The organism is Nonomuraea helvata (assembly GCF_039535785.1).
Classification (GTDB): domain Bacteria; phylum Actinomycetota; class Actinomycetes; order Streptosporangiales; family Streptosporangiaceae; genus Nonomuraea; species Nonomuraea helvata.
In genome coordinates, this window is the sequence record NZ_BAAAXV010000005.1 from 237,631 (window position 1) to 252,359 (window position 14,729).

Below are 14,729 nucleotides of genomic sequence, written 5' to 3' on the forward strand. Positions count from 1 at the left end.
GCCGCATGATCACGGGCTGGGCTCATGTGACCTTGTCGGTCCGCGACCACGATCGCAGCGTCGGCTGGTACGAGACGGTCCTGGGTTTCAAACCGACCGCGACCGAAACCACCGACCAGTGGAAACGCACCCTTTGTGTACACCCCGCCAGTGGCATCATCCTGGTCCTCCACCAGCACCTGCTCGGCGGCGGCGAGTTCGATGAACGGCGAGCCGGCCTTGACCATCTTGCTCTCAGCGTCGCCGACCGGACCGACCTGGACGCCTGGCAGGACCGACTGGCCGCGCTAGGCGTTTCGTATACGCCGATCACCGGCACCGGCCGGGGCGGACTGGCGATCGCATTCCCCGATCCCGACGGCATCGCGCTCGAACTCTTCTACCGGCCCCAGAATGCGCCGCCCCGCGGCGTTCCTGGCGATGCGGAAGGCGGCAGCCGATAGGTGGCCGCCTGCGCGTCATCGTCATCCCTGGCGGTCAGGGGCGGCCGCGGTGGCCGGAGAGATCGACCTGCCACCCGGCCGGCTGCTCTTAGCCGGTGGCGGCATGCTGGGCCTCCGCCCACGCGCGTACGTAGCCCACACCCTCCTCCAGTGGGAAAGCGCGGGTCCCTTCTGCCCAGCGCAGGTCTGATTGCTCGTTCACGAGAGCCGCTCCTTCCTGCCAGGAGCTGGGAGCGGTGAAGGGAGACTTGGTCGCTGCACGTCCACAGGTCTCAGACACGCAAAAACGGCGGTGTCTCTAGGGACACCGCCGTGCAGCGGACCTCGGCGCTACTCGCCATCGCCCTGGAAGGCGGTGTGCGAGTAACACCGTTGGGGTGGAGCTATGGGGATTCGAACCCCAGACCTCCTCCATGCCATGGAGGCGCGCTACCAACTGCGCCATAGCCCCTTGCGATCACCAAGTGTATCGGAGTTCCGGAGCCCCTGTGTCACACCGAGGGCCCAGCTCGCGCGGCGGGCGCGGGAGCACGTGCGGGAGAGGCGGCCGCGGTTCGACGTGGACAGGGACGAGCGGAGGCGGATCACCGAGCGGTTCGTCAGCGCCTGATCGACACGATCTTCCTCATGGCGAATCCGGAGAAGATCTCCCACCTGGAGCCCGTCTGAGGCACGCGGGGACGGGGGTCAGGCGCTTCGCCGGGCAGGCATGCGGACTTCGCGTACCAGCGCGGAGTGGTCCACCCCGACGTCCCTGAGGATCTTGGCCGCGCCGTTCGCGTGGTCGGCGAGCAGCCCCCACAGCAGACCCTCCCCCGTGACCGGCCCGGGGCGCCACCACATGGCCACCTCGATCGCCTTCCTGGCGTGCATGGCCAGCGGGATCTCACCCAGAGGCCCATACAGGGTCACCCGCAGGGGCCGCAGCCGTGACCGCCGCAGGTGCCACAGCCCCGGGGCGTCCAGGCCCGTCCTGGTCCGGCGGTGCACGGCGTCGAGGTCGATCCCGAACGTGGCCAACAGCGACCGCGTGTCGCCCACGTCGACCCGCGCCCGCACGTCGGCCGCGGAGGCGGTGAACGACGACAGCGAGAACGGCCGCACTTCGGCCACCCCCAGCAGCAGCAGATCGGCGTCGAGCGCGGACCGCCCCGCGTCGAGCGCGGATATCCCCGCCTTGACCACGGCCCTGCGGGCGCCCTCGGTGAATCTGGCGAACACGCGACTACCTCCCCGTCCTGCGAGCATGCTTGCGATGAGCCGATTGCCGCCGAACCCCCAGCGCGTCGGCGATCTGCTCCCACGACCAGCCCTGGGCGCGGGCGTTCGACACGTGCGTCGCCTCCAGCTCCTCCAGCAGGGCCCTGAGCGCGGCCACGGCCGCCAGCCCCACTCCTGGGTCGCGATCGGCGGCCGCCTCGGCCAGTTCGGTGACTTCCATGATGTCAGCATGTGCTGACAAGCGGGTGCTTGTCAACACATGCTGACGGAAATGATCAGAGGGGCAGGCCGCAGGTGACGCGCATGGTCAGGGTCGCCTCCTCGAGCGTGAGCTCGACCTCGACCCGGCCCAGCTCGGCCGTGCTCCTGACGTGGGTGCCGCCGCACGCCATGGAGGCCTCGCCGTCCGGCAGCGAGCAGTGCCACGTACGGCGATCCGTCAGCTCCGGCCCCGGGATGTCCAACCAGACCGGCGCGTCGGCGGCCACCCATGCCGCGAACCGCTCGTTGGCCTGCTGGGCGACCTTCTCGAAGTCCACCCCCTCGGCGGAGAACCCCTTCTTGCGCAGCGACTTGCCCAGGCGGTAGACGTCCACGCTCCCGTGCGGGAGGATCCGCGACGAGACGATCGCCGCGTGGTCGAAGTCGGGGCTGCCGAGCGGGTCGGGCGCCGTCTCCTTGCGCCAGCGATCGGCCAGCGCGGAGTTCAGGGCGAGGGCGGCCAGGTGGCAGACGGTGTGACCGGCCGAGACCGCCGCGCGGAAATCGGCGTCCGCCTCGAGCTCCACCTCCGCCCCCACGGGCAGCGGCTCCTCGGTGACGTGGACGACCAGCCACTCCCAGCCCTCGGTGCCCCGCCGCACCGGGATGGCGTCGCCGACGAGGACCTCGCCGGTGCTCGACTGGGCCCCTGTCACGCAGTCGAGAACCGGCAGGCCCCCGATCGTGCCCCGGTCCGCGGGCTGGTCCGGCCAGGCATGGTTGAGGGGGTGGAACGGCGTCTCGGTGACGACGAGACCGTGCCGGTCCCCCACCGGCACGGCCCCGACGATCTGGGAACGGCCGCTGGTCCGGCCGTCGGGGAAGGTGACGAGGGTTGTCTTCACCCGGTCATTTTCGCAGGCGCCGCGTACTCGTCCTCCAGGTAGCGGTTGCGGCCCGCGTACAGGCCGGTGAAGAGCTGGGCGAGGAGCACCACGAGGAGCAGCGTGAACGGCAGCGCCCACCCGCCGGTCACCTCGTGCAGCACGCCGACGAGGAGAGGACCGGCGCCGGCGATGAGGTATCCCGCGCTCTGCGCGAACGCCGACAGCGCGGCCGTGGCCTCGGGCGTGCGGGTGCGCAGGGCCAGCATCGTCAGCGCCAGCGGGAACGACCCCATGCCCACGGAGATGAGCACCACCCAGACCAGCGCCAGGTCGGCGGGCCCGAGCCACAGCCCGAGGAACCCGGCCGCGTAGAAGGCGACCAGCCCGACCACGACCGGACGCTGGTCACGGAAACGGGCGGCGACCATCGGGACGAAGATCGAGACGGGGATGTTCAGCGCGGTGAACACGCCGAGAATAACCCCCGCCTGCGAGGTGCTGAACCCGCTGTCGGTCAGGATGGTGGCGAGCCAGCCGAACATGACGTAAGCGATCATCGACTGGGTGCCGAAGTAGATCGCGACCATCCACGCCAGCCTGCTCCTGAGGAGGCCGCGGATGCCCGCGTCCCGGCTGCCCGTGTCCCGCTCCGGCTCACTGCGCAGAAGCGCAAGCCACGGAATGGCGGCGACGGCGGCCAGGGCCGCCCACACGCCGAGCGCGATGTGCCAGTCGCCTGACGCGCGCTCGATGGGCACGGTCGCGGCGGCGGCCAGCATGGTGCCCGCCGCCAGGGCCGTGGTGTAGACGGTGGTCATGATTCCGGTACGGGCCGGGAAGTGACGCTTGATCAGCGTGGGGATGAGCACGTTGCCGACCGCGCCACCGGAGAGCGCGACGGCGCTGCTCACGAGGAACACGGGGGCCGATCCGACCAGCGACCTGACCAGCATGCCGACGCCCAAGGTGACGAGGGCGAGCAGGAGCAGCCGGTGCTCGCCGACGCGCCTGGCCAGGGTGGGCGTGAGGGCGCCCACGCTGGCGAACGCGAGCACGGGGAGCGTGGTGAGCAGTCCGGTGCCGACGCTCGACATGCCCAGCGCGCCGGCCAGCTGGTCGAGGAGAGGGCCGACGCTGGTCACTGCGGTGCGGAGATTGAGGGCGGCGAGGACGATCCCCAGCACGAGGAGCCAGGCTAGGGGGCCGGTGGTGGTGCGGCGGGCTTCCGGGGCGAGCACGCTCATGCGGGGCGAGTCCTCCACTCATCAAGTCATGGGACGAATCGCCATCTTAACGGGCCCGAAACCCCCTTTATTCCTGACCGTCTCGCCTCATGGGATGGGGTTGTGCCGCGGGTGGAGTGGAGCACCCGTGCATCGGCGGGGCGCAGGTGACATGCAGCACGAGCGGCGCGGGCCGCCCGGAAGGTGAATTGGGGGGGAGGGGGAATGACACTGCGCCATCGCGAGGCGTGGCGCAGAGGGGTGGAGGGTGGCGCGGCCGGGCTGCGTGGTGCCGGCCCGGCCGGCCGTCGGCTCAGGTCACAGGACCGGGCCGGCGCCCCCCGGGGGCTCGGTGCGGGGCGGGACCGGTCCGGGCGGCGGCAGAGTGCCGCCGGGCCGGGGGTCCCCGCCGCCCACGGTGCCGGGCGGTACGAGCGGATCCCCGCCCACCGGCCCGGGTGGCGTGGGCTGGGTCGAGTCGTCGTACGTCGAGCCTCGCTGGTGAGGCCCCGGCACGTCGCCGCGCCAGCCGCCGGTCTCACTGCCGCGCGACTCGATGAACGCCTTGAAACGGTCCAGGTCGTTGACCACGCGCAGGCGGACGAGCTGCAGCCAGTCCCCCGCCGTCTCCAGGAAGCCCTCCGGGTCGTACTCCATCTGGAGCGTGACCCGTGTCCTCGAGTCGTCGAGCCGATGGAAGGTCACCACGCCCGCGTGGCGCGGCTTGTCGAGGGAGCGCCATGCGACGCGCTCATCGGGATGCTGTTCGGTGATCTCGGCCTCGAACTCGCGCTTGACCCCGGCGATCTCCGCCACCCAGGCCGTACGCGTGTCGCCGATCTGCTTGACCGACTCCACGCCCTCCATGAATTCGGGGAAGCTTTCGAACTGCGTCCACTGGTTGTAGGCCACCCTGACGGGGACCTCTACGTCCACTGAGTGTTCGATCGTGCTCATAGCAGGTTGCACTGCCCGAGCGCCCCGCGGGCTAACGCCTGCGCCGCAGAACCCAGTACAGACCCACCACGGGCAGCACGAGCGGAATGAAGACGTAGCCCTTGCCGTACACCGACCAGACGGTCTCGTCGGGGAAGGCGGCCGGGTCGAGGAGGCTCAGCGTGCCGATGACCAGCACGCCGGCCAGCTCGATGACCAGCCCCGCCAGCGCGAAGGTGCGGGCCCCGCGCCAGAGTGCGACGGTGAGCGCGATGTAGACGACGGCCGCCAACGCCGACAGCGAGTACGCCAGAGGCGCCTCGCCGAACTTGGTCAGGATCTGGACCGCCGCGCGGGCCCCGGCGGCCAGCGAGAACAGCCCGTAGACCGCGATCAGGGCACGGCCGGGACCGGTGCTGATGGAGGTGGTCACGCGCCCCCCTGCCAGATCTGCAGCATCCGGCCCGTCATCACCGCGATCGCGAACCCGGCCACGACCAGGATCGCCGACCCCCACCGGCTCCGCTCGGCCAGCGCCAGGAACACCCCGGCGGGCGGGATCACCACCTGCCCGGCGACGTAGCCGAACAGCGTGACCTTCTCGTCGGGCCCCTCGCCCCCGGCCACCGCCGCGATCACGAAGCCCGCCTGGACGAGTATCGCCACCTCGAGCACGGCGAACCCGACCAGCAGGACCATGCCCATCGGCCGGTTGCGGATCGCGACGATCAGGCTCGCCAGCGTGAGCAGCAGCGAGGCGACGATGACGATCGTGGAGACGACGGTGTTCATCGGGGCCAAGGCTATCCCCAGGGGCGGGCAGTCTACCTTCCGGGGAGCGCCCGCTCGATGCCGTCGAGCACCCAGTTGAGGCCGCGTTCGAAGTTGTCGTCCGCGCCGCGCACCCCCTGCTCGATCATCGGCGCGAGCCGCGGGAACTCGCCGCTCCGGACCAGCTCCTTGATGTGCGGCTCCGCAACGGCCGCCCGCTCCGCGTCGTTGATCCCCTCGGACCTGGGCGCCCCGCGCTCCAGCGACTCCCGCACCACGAACCCGGTCATGTAGTCGTTGAACACCGCCAGGAACCGCCAGCACGTCAGCCGGTCGAGCCCGAGCCCGTCGAAGGCGGACAGCTTCTGCTCCACGTGCCGCAGCCCGTTGGGCCCGATCTCCACCCGCTGCGAGATCAGCTCCACGCGCCAGGGGTGGCGCAGCACCAGCTCGCGCTCGCGCCGCGCCAGCAGCAGCAGCGCCTCGCGCCACGAGGCCGGCAGCGGCTCCTCGACGAGCACCTCGGCGCTCACCTCGTCGAGCATCAGCGCGAGCAGGTCCTCCTTGCGCTCGATGTACGAGTACAGCGTCATCGCCCGCGCGTCCAGCTCGGCGGCCACGCGCCGGATCGAGACCGCGGCCAGCCCCTCGGCGTCGGCGACGGCGACGGCGGCGGCCACGATCGCCTCCCTGGTCAGCACCGGGCGGCGGGGCGGCGAAGGACGGGACCAGATCGAACTCACCGTCCGATTTTAGACAGTGTACGAAACTGCTACGGTGTACGACATGCGATACGCCGTACGAAATCCACTCTGGACCACGGGCCTGGTCGTCCTCCTGGGCGTCGTCATGACGATGCTCGACACCACGATCGTCAACGTCGCCCTCGGCACCCTGGCCCGCGACTTCCACTCGACGCTCGCCACCATGCAGTGGGCGGTGACCGGCTACCTGCTGGCCCTGGCGATGACGGTCCCGGTCACCGGCTGGGCGGTGGGCAGGTTCGGCAGCAGGAACGTCTGGCTGGTCTCGCTCGTGCTGTTCGTCGCGGGCTCCGCGCTGACCGCCGCCGCCTGGTCGGTCGGCAGCCTGGTCGCCTTCCGGGCGGTGCAGGGGCTGGGCGGGGGCCTGCTGCTGCCGGTCGGCCAGACGATGCTGGCCCAGGCGGCGGGCAAGGAGCGGATGGGCCGCGCGATGGCCACGATCTCGGTCCCCGCCATGCTGGTGCCCGTGCTCGGGCCGCCGCTGGGCGGGATGATCGTGGAGGGACTCGGCTGGCGGTGGCTGTTCCTGATCAACGTGCCGGTCTGCGCGGTGGCGCTGGTGACCGCGTTCCTGCTCCTGCCGCGTGAGCCGGGCGCGAACCCGCAGGGCCTCGACGTGCTGGGCCTGGCGGTGCTGTCACCGGGCCTGGCCGCGCTGGTCTACGGGCTGTCCGAGATCGGCGACGGGGCCTCGCCCCTGCACCCCGCGCTGTGGACCGGGGTGGCGCTGGTCGCCGCGTTCGCGGTGCGGGCGCTGCGGAGGACGGGGACGCTGCTGGACCTGCGGCTCTTCGGGAACAGGACGTTCGCCTCCGCGGTGACCGCGCTCGTGTGCTACTCGGCCGCGATGTTCGGCTTCACCGTGCTCGTCCCCCTCTACAGCCAGCTCGCGCAGGGCGGGAGCGCGCTGGACGCGGGCCTGCTGATGGCCCCGATGGGGATCGGCGCGGCGATCACGATGCCGATCGGCGGCAGGCTGAGCGACGCCAGGGGTCCGCGCGGCATCGGCGCGGCGGGCGTGGTCGTGGCGGTGGCGGGCATCGCGGCATTCGCCGCCTTCGGCGGCCCTGTGCCGATGTTCGTGCTCGGGCTCGGGCACGGGCTGGTGTCGACGTCGGTGATGGCGGCGGCGTTCAAGACGCTGGAGCCGGTCGCCATCCCGGCCGCGACCACGTTGAGCACGATCCTGGTACGGCTCGCCTCGCCGTTCGGCGTCGCGGTGCTCGCGGTGCTGCTGCAGGTGTTCACCAGGACCGGCGTGGAGCGGCCCTTCGGGTACGCGTTCGGCGTCGCGATCGCGCTGGCCGCCGTCTCACTGGTGCCGATCGCGCTCATAGGATCGAAGACATGGAGAAAGTCCTCGTCAGCGCCTGCCTGATGGGCCGCCGGGTGCGCTACGACGGCCGCGCCAAGACCAGCGCGGACGCCCGGCTGGCGACGTGGCGTGAAGAGGGCAGGCTGGTGCCCCACTGCCCGGAGGTCGCGGGCGGGCTGCCGATCCCGCGCCCGGCCGCCGAGATCGAGGGCGGGGCGGGCGGCGCGGCCGTCCTGTCCGGTGCCGCCCGCGTGCTGGCGAGCGACGGGTCCGACGTCACGGCCGAGTTCCTGGCGGGCGCCCGGTCGGCGCTCGCGGCAGCCCAGGCGTCCGGCATCCGGCTGGCGGTGCTGAAGGAGGGCAGCCCGTCCTGTGGCGCGCTGTCGATCTACGACGGCACGTTCACGGGCCACCGCACCCCGGGACAGGGCGTCACGACGGCCCTGCTGGAGCAGAACGGCATCCGCGTCTTCGGCGAGGACCAGATCGACGAGGCCGCCGACTACCTGCGCACCCTGGAGACGTAGAACGCTCCCGTGAGCCCGGCGGCGAGCGCGACCGCCATCACGCTGTGATACCAGCCGAGCGGCGCGCTCTCCGGGCCCGGCCCGAGCGCCAGCGACAGGATCCCCAGCAGCACCCCGGCCAGCGCGGCCGCGTGACTGTAGATCAGCCCGTCCCAGGCCCAGGCCCGCCCGGCCAGCACGCCGTACGCCCCGGTGAGCATGGCCGCGGCGCAGAGCGTCTCCACGATCGCGGCCGGCACGATCACGGGCTCGCCCACCGGCCCGAACGCGATCCCCGCGTGCATCAGCGCGAAGAAGAGGAAGACCAGCGCGTAGAGCAGCGACAACCGGCCCAGAGCCGTGCGGAGTGCGTCCATGGGCTCCACGTTCGCACCCGGCGGTGACCGCGTAATCGTCCCTGGGGAGGCGGCGCGGGTACCACGTGAGCGGTAGGCCGCCCGGATCGGGAAATCCAACCGGCCGTATTCAGGGAAACTTTCTCGCGCTCTTGGGAGTCGTACGAATTGGGGCGCGTCGGGGGATTCGCGAAGAACGTTTCTCATGCGGCGCGTAGGGGGCCCGATTTCACATCGAAACGGGGAAAGGGACTCGGCAATGCCTGTCGACCTGAACAACGCACAACCTCTGGCCTGGGACTCGGCCACGCTCGACGCGGACACCAAGGCGATGCTCGACAATCTCCAGCCGAACATCCTGCGCGCGCACGTGCGCGAGCACCTGTCCGTGCTGTTCGTCAGGTTCAACGACGTCAAGGAAGGGAGAGCGTTCCTGCGGCACGTCGCGACCACCAAGATGAAGTCGGCGCGCAAGCACCTGGAGGAGGTGCGCGACTTCGCCGCCAAGGGCCGTCGCGGCACGCCGTACGTGGGCGTCGGCATCAGCAAGGCCGGATACCGCGACCTCGGCCACTCGGTCGAGGACCTGCGCAAGTTCGGGGACAAGGTGTTCCGCGACGGCATGAAGCGGCGCATCGCGGAGGTCAACGACCCGCCGGTGGAGATGTGGGAGCGCACGTACCAGCGGGAGATCCACGCCGTCATCATGATCGGCGACGCGGAGCCGGAGCGGGTGGCGGCGCTGCGCGAGGAGATCCTCGGCGAGCTGCCGGAGAGCGCGCGACTGCTCGGCGAGGAGACCGGGCAGGGCATGCGCAACCCCGCCGGTGACGGCATCGAGCACTTCGGGTACGTGGACGGCCGCAGCCAACCGCTGTTCGTGAAGGACGAGGTGGACAAGGAGCCGAAGAAGCACTGGAACCCGGCGTTCCCGCTGAGCAACGTCCTCGTGCCCGACCCCTTCGCGCCGAACCCGGTCCGTCACCACGGCAGCTACCTGGTGTTCAGGAAGCTCGAGCAGAACGTGCGGGCGTTCAAGGAGATCGAGCGGGACCTGGCCGACAACCTCGGCCTGGCCGGCGCCGACCGCGACCGGGCGGGAGCCATGATCGTCGGCCGGTTCAGGGACGGCACTCCCCTGACCAGCAAGGCGAAGGCCGGCGGCGGGCCGGTGAGCAACGACTTCACCTTCGACGACGATGGCGAGGGCACCAAGTGCCCGTTCAGCGGGCACATCAGGAAGACCAACCCGCGCTCGTTCGGGCGAGAGGTGCTCATGGCCCGGCGGGGACAGACGTACGGGGAGCGCACCGACCAGCCGTGGGACGACTCGCCGCCGGAGACGCGGCCGAGCGGTGAGGTGGGGCTGCTCTTCATGGCGTTCAACGGGAGCCTGGTGAGCCAGTTCGAGTTCACGCAGCAGTCGTGGGCGAACAACCCCGACTTCCTCAACCCGGCCACCGGTCACGATCCGGTCATCGGGCAGGGCGCGCGGGACATCAAGGTGACGTTCCCCAAGGTCTGGGGGAAGCCGGAGATGTCCACCCCGCAGGCTCAGGTGGCTCAGACGGTGACGATGAGGGGCGGCGAGTACTTCTTCGCGCCGTCCCTGGCGTACCTGCGCAATCTGTAACACCGCGCACGTAAAAGGCCGGACCTCGTTCGGGGCCCGGCCTTTTCGGTGAGTGCCTAGTGCTGGATCACGTGGCGGTGCGCCGCCCGGCTGACCGGCACCGCGGTCAGGCTGAGCACCACCGTGACGACGCCCACGACCCAGGACGTCCAGGACGCGCCGCGCTCCTGGGTGTAGGTCATGACCCAGGGGGCGACGAACAGGAGCACGCCCCACAGCGTGTTCAGCCACTCGGTCGCGACCAGGCCGGGCCTGGCGAGCGACGCGAGGGAGGTGAGCGCGATGAGGATACCCAGCACGATCAGGGACGGCGCGGCGCCCGAGGCGCTCGCGACCCAGATCGGGGAGAGTAGCGCGTAGATGCCGGCGATCAGGGTCACCCAGTCCTGCCAGCGCGACCATGCCTTCATGAGAACCTCCGCCAACGGCGTTTGCGAGGCTGGCCTGTTCGGTCAGTCGATCTTACTTCTATAACCCCGAATGACCTGCGGAGATTCCCGTTCTCCCGGCGCCGGGGTGCGAAGAAGTGTGTACGCCGGGTTCAGCCCGCCGGAGGAGGCGGGGCCCCGGCCCGCGGCGGCATGATCCTGGCATGACGATCGGACTGCTGCTCACGCTCGCCGCCCTCGCGCTCGTCGACAGCACCAGCTTCGGCACCCTCGGCATCCCCGTGTACCTGCTGCTTGCTTCGGAACGCCCGCGGCTGTCGATCTACCTCGCCACGCTGGCGGCGTTCTACTTCCTGGTGGGAGTCGCGCTCATGCTGGGGCTTTCGACGGCGATGGAGCGCTTCGGGGACACGCTGCGCAGCGGACCGGCGTACTGGGTGCAGCTCGCGCTGGGCGCCGGGCTGTTCGCGCTGAGCTTCCGGTTCGATCCCAAGCGGCGCGCGAAGCTCGGCAGGCCCGAGCGGCGCTTCGAGCCCCGGGTGGGCGGTCCCCGGGTGATGGTGCTGCTGGGGCTGAGCGCCGGAGCCCTGGAGGTGGCCACGATGGTGCCCTACCTCGCCGCGATCGGCATCATGACCACGTCGGAGCTGCCGGCCGAGCAGTGGGTGCCCGTGCTGGCCGCGTACGTGCTCGTCATGATGTTGCCGCCGCTGGCGCTCATGGGGCTGCGCGGCCTGGCGGGAGCCTGGCTGGAGCCGAAGCTGGAGCGCCTGCGAGCCTGGATGAGCAGGCACGCGGCGTCGGCCCTGAGCTGGGGGCTGGCCATCGTCGGTTTCCTGCTGGCCCGGGATGCGGCGTTCTATCTGTTCTTCCGGAGCCCATAGGATCGGATGCCTCCGCTGGATCTTCGGGGGGAGATCTGAGATGTTGCGGGCGTTCCTGAGGACCGAGGCAGGCAGCACGAGCGTGCTGCTGGTCGCCACGGTGCTCGCCCTGCTCTGGGCCAACTCACCGTGGGCCGGCACCTACGACGCGTTCTGGCACACGCGGATGGGGATCTCCTTCGGGGACGCCGCGTTCTCGCTGGACCTGCGGCACTGGGTCAACGACGGCCTCATGACCGTCTTCTTCTTCCTCATCGGGCTCGAGGTCTCGTACGAGGTGCGGCTCGGACAGCTCAGGGACCGGCGGCTCGTCGCCGTCCCCGCGGTCGCGGCGTTCGGCGGGATGCTGGTCCCGGCCGGCGTCTACCTCCTGCTCAACGCCGGCGGCCCCGGCGCGGGCGGGTGGGGCGTGCCGATCGCCACCGACACCGCGTTCGTGCTGGGCGTGCTGGCCGTCGTCGGCGCCCGGTGCCCCGATCCGCTCCGGGCGTTCCTGCTGACGCTGGCCATCGTGGACGACGTGCTGGCGATCATGATCATCGCGATCTTCTACACGGCCGCCATCGACGTGCCCGCGCTCATCGCCGCCGCCCTGCTGCTCGCGGCCATCGTGACCCTGCGGTGGCTGCGGATCTGGCGGGCGCCCGCCTACATCGTGCTGGGGTTCGCGCTCTGGGTGGCCACGCTCGAGAGCGGGATCCACCCGACCCTGGTCGGCATCGCCCTCGGCATCCTGGTCTTCGTCTACGCGCCCACCGACCACAAGCTGCTGCTCGCGGGCGAGGCCGTGCAGGAGTTCACCAGCGAGCCGAGCGCGGCGGCTGCCAGGGAGGCCACGCGGCGGGTCCAGCGCGCCGTCTCCGTGAACGAGCGGCTGCAACTGCGGCTGCATCCGTGGAGCAGCTACGTGATCGTGCCGGTCTTCGCGCTGGCCAACGCCGGGGTGCCGCTCGACGGCGAGAGCCTGCGCTCCGCCCTCACCTCGCCCGTCTCCATCGGTGTCGCGCTCGGCCTGGTGCTGGGCAAGTTCGCCGGGATCTCACTCGGCACGTGGCTGCCGCTGCGGTTCAAGTGGGGGATCCTGCCGGGGAACCTGGTGTGGGGGCAGCTGCTGGGCGGAGCGGCCGTCTCCGGGATCGGGTTCACGGTGGCGCTGTTCATCGTGGACCTGGCCTTCTCCGACAACCCGGCCATCCACACCCAGGCGAAGATCGGCATCCTGGCGGGCTCGCTGCTGTCCGCCGCGATGGGATGGGTGATCTTCCGGATGGCGTGGGATCGGGGCGGGGTGTGCGCGCCGCCCGAGGCCGAGCCCGCCGAGGAGCTGCCCGACCGGCTCACCGTGCCGGTCGGGCCCAGGGACCATGTGCGGGGGCCGGAGAACGCCGCGGTGACGATCGTGGAGTACGGGGACTTCGAGTGTCCGTACTGCGGGCGGCTCCACCCGATCCTGGATGAACTTCTCGAGAAGAATCCCGATATACGGCTGGTCTTCCGGCATTTCCCGCTGCCGACGCTGCACCCGCGGGCCACGGCCGCCGCGATCGTGTCCGAGGCGGCGGCCGACCAGGGCAGGTTCTGGGAGATGCACGACATCCTCTACGACAACCAGCGCTTCCTCACCGACGCCGACCTGGAGCACTACGCCGCCCAGCTGGACGTCGACGCCTGGGCCGACGTGCCGGACCACTCCGCGCGGATCGCTCTCCACCAGGAGTCGGGCCGCGACAGCGGAGTGCGCGGCACCCCCACGCTCTTCCTGAACGGCATGCGCTACCAGGGCCCCCTGGACCTGCATTCGATCAGCAGGGCAGTGGAAGACCTCCGCCGATCCCCGTAACGTCATCGAGTCCGGTTTCCTACCCCCAGATCGGAGTTCCCATGGGGTTCACCGCATCCACTGTCACCTCTGTCATCAGCGTTCTCGTGATGGGCATCGTGCTGCTCATCGGCGTTGTCCTGACCGCGAGAGCGAGGCGTGATCACGGCTCCGCCGCCATGATCGGCCTGGCGGGCTGCATCGTGCTCCTGCTGGGAGTGCTCTTCAACATCCTGCGCTCGTGGGTCCTGATCCCGATGATGGCCGATTCGCTCGGCATGAGCATTGACGCGGTCTTCGGTATCACGACCCCGATCTCCATGATCTTCGATGCGGGCGGCACGTTGCTGCTGATCCTGGCAGTGGTCGCCCGCCGGAAGCCGCAGCAGCCCGCCCAGCCGCCTCACGGGCCCCAGGGCCCCGGCTGGCAGCAGCCTCCCGCGCCCCCCGCGAACTGGCAGCAGCAGCCGCCCTACGGCGAGAATCAGGGCTGACGAGTGACGGGACGGCTCCGCCGGGGCAAGTGTGACAATGACCCAATAAATCACCGTAACTCCGGCAGCGACCCCTGGGGTGATCATGACCCGAGAGCAGCCTGACCCCGAGCGACAGGACCCCCTCGAAACGATCAGGCACCGCTACCCCCGCCCGACCCAGACTCCCCGCCCGGCCACTCCTCCGCGTCAAAGGCAGGAGCCGCCGGCCACGCAGCGGCTCCCGTACACACCCGACATGCTTCCCGACGTGCCGCTCTACGAGTCCAAGCCGCCGAGGTCCGCCTGGTGGTGGGCGATCGTGGCGGGCACCCTCGTCCTGCTGATCGCGGTCCTCGCGGTGGCGGCGGTCCTGTGGGGGCGTGCCAGTGCCGACACCGCCCCCCGCGCGCTCCAGGCGGGGACCGAGCTCACGCTCGGCTGAAGTCCATCGTCCAGTTCGTCTCCCACGTCTGCCCGCCGTCCGCCGAGAACGCCTGCTCCCACCGGGCCGCGTCCGGGCCGTTCACCGTCCAGATGAACCGGCACGGCACCGGCCGGCCCTCATGGGTCTCCTCGCCGTAGAACTCGCCCCGGTCGCCCTCGAACGTGCCCACCATGGGCCTGGTGTCGAGCACGCCCGTCCTGCTGTTGGCCCAGTAGATCGACCACTGCCGCGTCTCATGGTTGAACACGCGCACGGTCATCCCGATGAAGCCCTTGGTCGGGAACGTGATCTCGTCGAAGCTGGCGCCCCCGTCGAAGTGCCGGGTGGCCACCGAGTGACCGGGGAACTCCTCCCATACGTCGCTGCCGGCGAGCACCTTCACGAGCTTGCGGTTGGCGACCTTCCAGCGGCCGGCGAGGAAATCGAAATCGTTCATGCCGCAGAACCTAAGGCGCTGTCA

19 protein-coding genes, 1 tRNA gene and 1 pseudogene are annotated in these 14,729 nt (G+C 70.6%); 9 read left to right on the top strand and 12 right to left on the bottom strand.

The annotated features are described in order from the left end of the window. Positions 1-5: 5 nt before the first annotated feature. A complete protein-coding gene (locus ABD830_RS20420; RefSeq protein WP_344989480.1) occupies positions 6-443 on the top strand; it encodes a VOC family protein in 438 nt (145 codons plus the stop codon). Positions 444-821: 378 nt separating this feature from the next. On the opposite strand, the gene ABD830_RS20425 is transcribed toward ABD830_RS20420, so the two are convergent. Then, positions 822-894, bottom strand: a tRNA-Ala gene (locus ABD830_RS20425). A gap of 54 nt (positions 895-948) precedes the next feature. Between ABD830_RS20425 and ABD830_RS20430 the strand changes: the two are divergent. Then, positions 949-1,050: pseudogene (locus ABD830_RS20430) on the top strand (RNA polymerase subunit sigma-24); the annotation flags it as partial. Between the two features lie 80 nt (positions 1,051-1,130). Here the strand turns inward: ABD830_RS20430 and ABD830_RS20435 are convergent. The 8 genes from ABD830_RS20435 to ABD830_RS20470 form a co-directional block, all read right to left on the bottom strand. Further along, positions 1,131-1,664: a Clp protease N-terminal domain-containing protein gene (locus ABD830_RS20435; protein WP_344989483.1), complete on the bottom strand. Its 534-nt coding sequence runs from the start codon at positions 1,662-1,664 to the stop codon at positions 1,131-1,133. 4 nt (positions 1,665-1,668) lie between these two features. Further along, positions 1,669-1,884: a helix-turn-helix domain-containing protein gene (locus ABD830_RS20440; RefSeq protein WP_185078147.1), complete on the bottom strand. Its 216-nt coding sequence runs from the start codon at positions 1,882-1,884 to the stop codon at positions 1,669-1,671. A gap of 55 nt (positions 1,885-1,939) precedes the next feature. Further along, positions 1,940-2,770 carry an alanyl-tRNA editing protein gene (locus ABD830_RS20445; protein WP_344989486.1) on the bottom strand — a complete coding sequence of 277 codons (831 nt, stop codon included), beginning with the start codon at positions 2,768-2,770 and terminating at the stop codon, positions 1,940-1,942. Then, positions 2,767-3,996, bottom strand: a complete 1,230-nt coding sequence (locus tag ABD830_RS20450; protein ID WP_344989489.1) for a CynX/NimT family MFS transporter — start codon at positions 3,994-3,996, stop codon at positions 2,767-2,769. The genes ABD830_RS20445 and ABD830_RS20450 overlap by 4 nt, the downstream gene beginning before the upstream one ends. 297 nt (positions 3,997-4,293) lie before the next feature. Further along, a complete protein-coding gene (locus ABD830_RS20455) occupies positions 4,294-4,932 on the bottom strand; it encodes an SRPBCC family protein (RefSeq protein ID WP_344989492.1) in 639 nt (212 codons plus the stop codon). A 31-nt stretch (positions 4,933-4,963) separates the two neighbouring features. Then, positions 4,964-5,344 carry a hypothetical protein gene (locus tag ABD830_RS20460; RefSeq protein ID WP_344989495.1) on the bottom strand — a complete coding sequence of 127 codons (381 nt, stop codon included), beginning with the start codon at positions 5,342-5,344 and terminating at the stop codon, positions 4,964-4,966. Beyond that, positions 5,341-5,703, bottom strand: a complete 363-nt coding sequence (locus ABD830_RS20465; RefSeq protein ID WP_344989497.1) for a hypothetical protein — start codon at positions 5,701-5,703, stop codon at positions 5,341-5,343. Before ABD830_RS20465 ends, ABD830_RS20460 begins: the two co-directional genes overlap by 4 nt. A gap of 32 nt (positions 5,704-5,735) precedes the next feature. Further along, on the bottom strand, positions 5,736-6,425 hold the full coding sequence (locus tag ABD830_RS20470; protein ID WP_344989500.1) for a TetR/AcrR family transcriptional regulator: 690 nt from the start codon (positions 6,423-6,425) through the stop codon (positions 5,736-5,738). A gap of 43 nt (positions 6,426-6,468) precedes the next feature. Here ABD830_RS20470 and ABD830_RS20475 point away from each other — a divergent pair, with 43 nt between their 5' ends. Further along, positions 6,469-7,824 carry a DHA2 family efflux MFS transporter permease subunit gene (locus ABD830_RS20475; RefSeq protein WP_344992943.1) on the top strand — a complete coding sequence of 452 codons (1,356 nt, stop codon included), beginning with the start codon at positions 6,469-6,471 and terminating at the stop codon, positions 7,822-7,824. Continuing rightward, complete coding sequence (locus ABD830_RS20480) at positions 7,794-8,288, top strand: 2-thiouracil desulfurase family protein (protein WP_344989501.1); 495 nt, start codon at positions 7,794-7,796, stop codon at positions 8,286-8,288. The genes ABD830_RS20475 and ABD830_RS20480 overlap by 31 nt, the downstream gene beginning before the upstream one ends. Here the strand turns inward: ABD830_RS20480 and ABD830_RS20485 are convergent. Next, positions 8,264-8,644, bottom strand: a complete 381-nt coding sequence (locus ABD830_RS20485) for a hypothetical protein (protein ID WP_344989503.1) — start codon at positions 8,642-8,644, stop codon at positions 8,264-8,266. The two genes, ABD830_RS20480 and ABD830_RS20485, sit on opposite strands and share 25 nt — an antisense overlap. Positions 8,645-8,882: 238 nt before the next feature. Between ABD830_RS20485 and ABD830_RS20490 the strand changes: the two genes are divergently transcribed. Continuing rightward, positions 8,883-10,256 (top strand): Dyp-type peroxidase, encoded by a 1,374-nt coding sequence (locus tag ABD830_RS20490; RefSeq protein ID WP_344989505.1) that lies wholly within the window; start codon positions 8,883-8,885, stop codon positions 10,254-10,256. Between the two features lie 56 nt (positions 10,257-10,312). On the opposite strand, the gene ABD830_RS20495 is transcribed toward ABD830_RS20490, so the two are convergent. Next, positions 10,313-10,666 carry an SPW repeat domain-containing protein gene (locus ABD830_RS20495; RefSeq protein WP_344989508.1) on the bottom strand — a complete coding sequence of 118 codons (354 nt, stop codon included), beginning with the start codon at positions 10,664-10,666 and terminating at the stop codon, positions 10,313-10,315. 182 nt (positions 10,667-10,848) lie between these two features. Between ABD830_RS20495 and ABD830_RS20500 the strand changes: the two genes are divergently transcribed. The 4 genes from ABD830_RS20500 to ABD830_RS20515 all read left to right on the top strand — a co-directional run bounded on the left by ABD830_RS20500 (position 10,849) and on the right by ABD830_RS20515 (position 14,266). Beyond that, a complete protein-coding gene (locus tag ABD830_RS20500; RefSeq protein WP_344989510.1) occupies positions 10,849-11,529 on the top strand; it encodes a GAP family protein in 681 nt (226 codons plus the stop codon). 40 nt (positions 11,530-11,569) lie between these two features. Then, complete coding sequence (nhaA, locus tag ABD830_RS20505; protein WP_344989513.1) at positions 11,570-13,369, top strand: Na+/H+ antiporter NhaA; 1,800 nt, start codon at positions 11,570-11,572, stop codon at positions 13,367-13,369. A gap of 89 nt (positions 13,370-13,458) precedes the next feature. Next, entirely contained in the window at positions 13,459-13,842 is a 384-nt protein-coding gene (locus ABD830_RS20510) for a hypothetical protein (protein WP_344989516.1), read from the top strand. An 85-nt stretch (positions 13,843-13,927) separates the two neighbouring features. Beyond that, complete coding sequence (locus ABD830_RS20515; RefSeq protein ID WP_344989519.1) at positions 13,928-14,266, top strand: hypothetical protein; 339 nt, start codon at positions 13,928-13,930, stop codon at positions 14,264-14,266. Here ABD830_RS20515 and ABD830_RS20520 read toward each other — a convergent pair. Continuing rightward, entirely contained in the window at positions 14,253-14,705 is a 453-nt protein-coding gene (locus ABD830_RS20520) for a hypothetical protein (RefSeq protein WP_344989521.1), read from the bottom strand. The genes ABD830_RS20515 and ABD830_RS20520 overlap by 14 nt on opposite strands. Positions 14,706-14,729 lie beyond the last annotated feature (24 nt).

Bases quoted from the DNA above. Each gene is read 5' to 3' on its own strand.
- ABD830_RS20515 (WP_344989519.1), top strand. From the start codon at position 13,928: ATGACCCGAGAGCAGCCTGACCCCGAGCGACAGGACCCCCTCGAAACG.
- ABD830_RS20440 (WP_185078147.1), bottom strand. From the start codon at position 1,884: ATGGAAGTCACCGAACTGGCCGAGGCGGCCGCCGATCGCGACCCAGGA.
- ABD830_RS20475 (WP_344992943.1), top strand. From the start codon at position 6,469: ATGCGATACGCCGTACGAAATCCACTCTGGACCACGGGCCTGGTCGTC.
- ABD830_RS20490 (WP_344989505.1), top strand. From the start codon at position 8,883: ATGCCTGTCGACCTGAACAACGCACAACCTCTGGCCTGGGACTCGGCC.
- ABD830_RS20450 (WP_344989489.1), bottom strand. From the start codon at position 3,996: ATGAGCGTGCTCGCCCCGGAAGCCCGCCGCACCACCACCGGCCCCCTA.
- ABD830_RS20420 (WP_344989480.1), top strand. From the start codon at position 6: ATGATCACGGGCTGGGCTCATGTGACCTTGTCGGTCCGCGACCACGAT.
- ABD830_RS20480 (WP_344989501.1), top strand. From the start codon at position 7,794: ATGGAGAAAGTCCTCGTCAGCGCCTGCCTGATGGGCCGCCGGGTGCGC.
- ABD830_RS20495 (WP_344989508.1), bottom strand. From the start codon at position 10,666: ATGAAGGCATGGTCGCGCTGGCAGGACTGGGTGACCCTGATCGCCGGC.
- ABD830_RS20485 (WP_344989503.1), bottom strand. From the start codon at position 8,644: ATGGACGCACTCCGCACGGCTCTGGGCCGGTTGTCGCTGCTCTACGCG.
- ABD830_RS20465 (WP_344989497.1), bottom strand. From the start codon at position 5,703: ATGAACACCGTCGTCTCCACGATCGTCATCGTCGCCTCGCTGCTGCTC.
- ABD830_RS20500 (WP_344989510.1), top strand. From the start codon at position 10,849: ATGACGATCGGACTGCTGCTCACGCTCGCCGCCCTCGCGCTCGTCGAC.
- ABD830_RS20455 (WP_344989492.1), bottom strand. From the start codon at position 4,932: ATGAGCACGATCGAACACTCAGTGGACGTAGAGGTCCCCGTCAGGGTG.
- ABD830_RS20510 (WP_344989516.1), top strand. From the start codon at position 13,459: ATGGGCATCGTGCTGCTCATCGGCGTTGTCCTGACCGCGAGAGCGAGG.
- nhaA (WP_344989513.1), top strand. From the start codon at position 11,570: ATGTTGCGGGCGTTCCTGAGGACCGAGGCAGGCAGCACGAGCGTGCTG.
- ABD830_RS20520 (WP_344989521.1), bottom strand. From the start codon at position 14,705: ATGAACGATTTCGATTTCCTCGCCGGCCGCTGGAAGGTCGCCAACCGC.